Genomic DNA, 4,739 nt, shown 5'->3' with positions numbered 1-4,739 from the left:
CGTGATGGCCTCATCGAGCAGGTTGGCCTCATCGAAGGTCGTGAGCAGGATCACCGGGATGGGCCGCGCCCAAGTGTTGATGCGGCGCACCACGTCGAACCCGTTGAAGCCCGGCATGCGGATGTCCGAGACCACCACATCGACCGGCTCGCGGCGCAACTGGGCGATCAGCTCGGTCGGCTGCGTCGTCGCGTACTCGACGGTGATCGCGGGCATGGTGTCGAGCAGCATGCGCAGCCCCTCGAGGACGAGGGACTGGTCATCGACCAACGCTACGCGGATGATCCCGGTCAACCCGTGCGGGTCCAGCTGGCCTTGACCTTCTTCGAGGGCGCCACGAGACCCACGGAGTTCCCGTTGGCCACCACGTCGATGCCCTGCGAAGCCGTCGGTACCACGCGCACCACGCCACCGGCATTGACCACCTGGGCGGTCGCGAAGCTGCCGTCGTCGGCGGTGACCGACACGATGTAGTGACCGTCGGCGACCGCCTCGAACAGCGGCGCGACCGTGCCGAAGGAGACGAAGAGCTCCTTGCCGCCGGTGTTGACGACGCGGCCGCGCAGGCGCGCCGCCTCGACGTTGTCGATCACCGCGCCGTCGGCGTCCAGCTCCTTGAAGCGGGCCTTGTCGGCCTCGATGCGCGCCGCGCGCAGCTCTTCGATGTAGGCGCGGTCGGCGGTCAGGTTCTGGACCTTGAAGGTCGGGGTGAGCACGATCATGGTGTCGGGTTCACGCGTGAGCTCGAAGCGCGCCACGAAGGCCTCGGCGCGGCCCACGCGCTCGTCGATCTTGATGACCTGCTCCTCGGCCTTGAAGAGGCGCTCTTCGACCATCGCCAGCGTCTGCTCGGCGGTGACGAGGCGCGCGTCCTGCGCGTCGAGGCGGTCGGCCTGCTGCTTCATGCCCTCGATCAGCACGGGGATGAAGCCGGTGTAGTTGACCGACTTGAAGCCCTGCGCGTCGGTCGAGACGAGCTCCGGCAGGATCCGCTCCACGTCCTGCGCGATCACGCCGATCTGCGGCCGCGGCGAGAAGCCCCGGTCCGGGAAGGCCGCGCGGTTCCAGTCGTAGGACACGCCCTGCAGCTTGCGCACGATCGACAGCGCGTCGGTGATCGCCTGGATGTTGGTCTTGAAGCGGGCGTCGGAGGACTGGTTGAAGTTGTTCGCGACCACATCGCCCGTGACCCGGACGTTGCCGTTGACCTCGAGCTTGTTGCCGCCGGTCGCGGCCGCGCCCGTACCGATGCTCATCGCGCCGGAAGCGTCGACGATGACCTGACCGGCGCCGGAGCTGTCCTGGACCTCGAACAGGCTCGCGGTCTGGCCAGCGGCACCACGGACGATCAGTCCGATGGTGTCCGCGAGACCGGTGTTGACCTGCAGCTGCGCGCCGATGGTCGCGCCGGTGCCGATGCCGACCCGACCGTCGCCGCCGATGCGCAGGCGCTCGACACCGCTCGTGTTGATGGTGATGAAGTTGCTCGCGCCGGCCGTGGCGAGCTGCAGCGACGCCGAGCTCGTGACGAGCGGCGCGGTGAGCTCCGGCGCCACGAGCCAATCGTTGGCGGTGAGCGTGTCGGTGGTGATGGCGTCGGTGAGGAGGCCGCCGTCCGCCGTCAGCAGGCCGGTCACGCCGAGGGTGCCGCCGAGGGTGGTAGCGCCGTTGACCTGCAGCGTCGTGCCGAGCACGGTGGCTCCCGAGGTGCTGAGCGAGGACAGCGTGGTCGCGCCGGTCACGCCGAGCGTGGTGGTCTGAAGGCCGCCCTTGGCTTCCATCAGACCGTCCACCGTAGCCGAACCCGTCACCGCCAGGGCGCCGCCCACCGAGGCGTTGCCGGTCGTCTCGAGGGACGCGGCCGACAGCGCCGTGAAGGCGCCGGTGTTGGCGCCGCCCGAGCCGATCGCGGTGTTGTTGATGGCACCGCCGCCGATCAGGACGTTGTTGGTCTGGAACTGTCCACTGGCGGTGATGACCGCACGCACCAGGTTGTTGGTCACGAGCCGCAGGTCCACGCTGTTCGTGGTGCCGATGAAGTTGCTGCCCGGCGCGGGCGCGTTGCCGAGCGTGCCGCTGCTGCTGGTGGCGCCGTTGCCGGACAACGCCCACGCCGCGCCTGCGGTGACCGGGTTGACCCAGACGAGGTTGCCGCTGCCGTCGGTGGACAGGACATTGCCGCCATCACCATCGCCGGTGGGCAGCGTCCAGATGCGGTTGGCGGCGAGCACGTTCGGTGCGCGGAAGCCGACGAAGTTGTCACCGGCGATGTCGGTGAACCGCAACGCCGGGGTGATCGAGGCCGAGGTCGCCGGCTGCAGGGTCATATCGCCCGAGGCCGCGAGCGTGGTGGTCGTGATGCCGCCGTCCGCTTCGAACAGGCCGCCGACGCTGCTGCCGCCGGTCACCTCCAAGGTGGGCGTGCTCACCCCGCCGTCGGCGTTCAGCGTGTTCACGAGGGTGGTCGTGCCGTTGACCGTCAACGCGCCCACCAGCTCCGTCACGCCGTCGACCCGCAGCGCACCGCCGATGATGCCGGCGCCCGAGGTGGTGAGAGTCGTGGTGCCGACCCCGCCGTTGGCCGTCAACAGGCCCGTGAGCGTCGTCGTGCCGGTGGCCACCAGGGTGGTGAAGCGGCCGGTGTTCGGCGTGATGGTGCCGATCGCCGTGTTCTCGATGCCGCCCGTGGCGCGCAACACGCCGCCCACGGTGCCGTCACCGGAGGTGGTCAGCGTGGTGGTCGAAAGGCCGTTGCTGGCCGTCAGCAGACCGCCGAACGTACCCGTGCCCGACGCGTTGAGGTTGCTGGTGTCGATGCCGCCGTTGGCGGTGACCGCGCCGGTCAGCGTCGAGGCGCCGTCGACCGTCAGCGTGCTGCTCAAGGTGGTCGCCTGGGCCACACCCAGTGTGCCCGCCACCGTCGCGTTGCCCGTCGCCGCCAGCGTGGTGAAGCGGCCCGTGCTCGCGGTGACCGCGCCGATCGCCGTGTTCTCGATGCCGCCCGTGACGGCCAAGGTGCCGCCGATCTCGCCGGCGCCCGACGCCCGGAACGTGCCGTCGACGTCCAAACGCCGCTGCGGATTGTTGGTGCCGATACCGACGTCGCCGCTGGTGTCGATGCGCAGCCGCTCGCCACCGTTGGTGCTGAACGCGAGCACGCTGGACACCGGCATGTACATGCCGTTGCCGCCGTTGTTCCCGCCGATCGCGAGCGTGAACTTGCGCGCCGTCGCCGTGCCGGTGGTCGCGAGGTTGGTGCCGTCGAACGTGAGCGCCGTACCGGTGGTCAGCTGACGGGCGCCGTTCAGGTAAGCGACGCCGTTCACCGTGCCGCCGCTCAGCGTCACCGCGCCCGAGGCCGTCAGCGTCGAGAGGCTGGTCGCGCCCGTCACATCCAGCGTGCCGCCGATCGAGCTGTTGCCGACGGCGCGGAAAGTGCCGTTGACCTCGAGGAGGTTCGTCGGGTTGTTGGTGCCGATACCGACGTTGCCATCGCTCGCGATGCGCAGCCGCTCAGCGCCGTTGGTGCTCGCGGTGATGACATTGGCGCCCGCGGCCTCGAGCGACAGGGTGCCCGCATCGGCCGTCAGGGCGAGCGCGGTCGTGCCGTTCACCGAGGGGGTGCGCACGCCACCCGAAGCCGTGGTCAGCCCGGTCACGCCGAGCGTGCCCGCCACCGTCGCGTTACCGGTCGCCTCCACGGTGGTGAAGCGGCCGGTGCTCGCGGCCGTCGCGCCGATCGTGGTGTTGTTGATGGCGCCGTTGCGCACGTCGATGTTCTGGATGCGGAACTCGCCCGAGTCGTCGATGATCGCGCGCACCACGTTGCCGGCCACGAACTGCAGCGGCTGCGAAGTGGTGGAGCCGAGGAAGCTGCCGGCCGGGGCGCCGTTGAGGTTGGTGTTGCCGTCGCCCGAGGCACCGATGGCGTTGCCGCTGAGGCCCCAAGCGTTGGCCGTCACGAGGCCCGCCACCGAGACGTTGTTGAGCACACCCGTGTTGTTGGTGACGACGATGCGGTCGTTGCCGCCCATGCTGGTGTTGAGCGAGGCGCCCAGGTTGGTCAGCGTGGTGACGCCCGTGACGCCGAGGGTGCTGCCCAAGGTCGTCGCACCGCTGACGCCGAGCGTGGAGGACAGCGTCGTCGCGCCCGTCACGCCGAGCGTGCCGGTGATGCTGCCGTTGCCGCCGACGCCGAGGTTGCTGTTGAGCGTGGTGTCGCCGGTCACGGTCAGCGTGTTGTTGACCTGCGTCGCGCCGCCCAAGGTCGTCGCACCCGTCACGCCGAGCGTGGAGGACAGCGTCGTCGCACCCGTCACGCCGAGCGTGCTCGCGAGCGTCGTCGCACCGGTGACGCCGAGCGTGCCCGCCACCGCCGCGTTGCCGGTCGTATCGAGGGTCGTGAAGCGGCCGGTGCTCGCGGTCGTCGCGCCGATCGTGGTGCCGTTGATGGCGCCGCCGCCGATCGCGACGTTGTTGGTCTGGAAAACACCGCCCGCGGTGACGATCGCTCGCACCAGGTTGTTGGTGACCAGCTGCAGGTTCTGGTTGCTGGTCGCGCCGAGGAAACTGCCCGTCGGCACGGCGCCGAGGGTGCCGCCCGCCGCCGTGATCGAGTTGCCGCTGAGGCCCCAGGCGTTGGCCGTCACGAGGCCCGCCACCGAGACGTTGTTGAGCACACCCGTGTTGTTGGTGACGACGATGCGGTCGTTGCCGCCCATGCTGGTGTTGAGCGAGGC

The 4,739-nt window shown here is 69.9% G+C and carries 2 protein-coding genes; both read right to left on the bottom strand.

All coding sequences use genetic code 11. The features are described from left to right. A partial coding sequence (locus ACIQ2L_RS14235) for a response regulator transcription factor (protein ID WP_396159998.1) occupies positions 1-294 on the bottom strand: 294 nt, incomplete at its 3' end. After that, on the bottom strand, positions 291-4,721 hold the full coding sequence (locus ACIQ2L_RS14230; protein WP_396159996.1) for a tail fiber domain-containing protein: 4,431 nt from the start codon (positions 4,719-4,721) through the stop codon (positions 291-293). The genes ACIQ2L_RS14230 and ACIQ2L_RS14235, both read right to left, overlap by 4 nt. Positions 4,722-4,739 lie beyond the last annotated feature (18 nt).

It is taken from the genome of Flavobacterium sp. (assembly GCF_044369455.1).
Lineage (GTDB): Bacteria > Bacteroidota > Bacteroidia > Flavobacteriales > Flavobacteriaceae > Flavobacterium.
The sequence above is the reverse complement of the archived record's forward strand: the minus strand, read 5'-3'. Positions and strand labels throughout refer to the sequence as shown.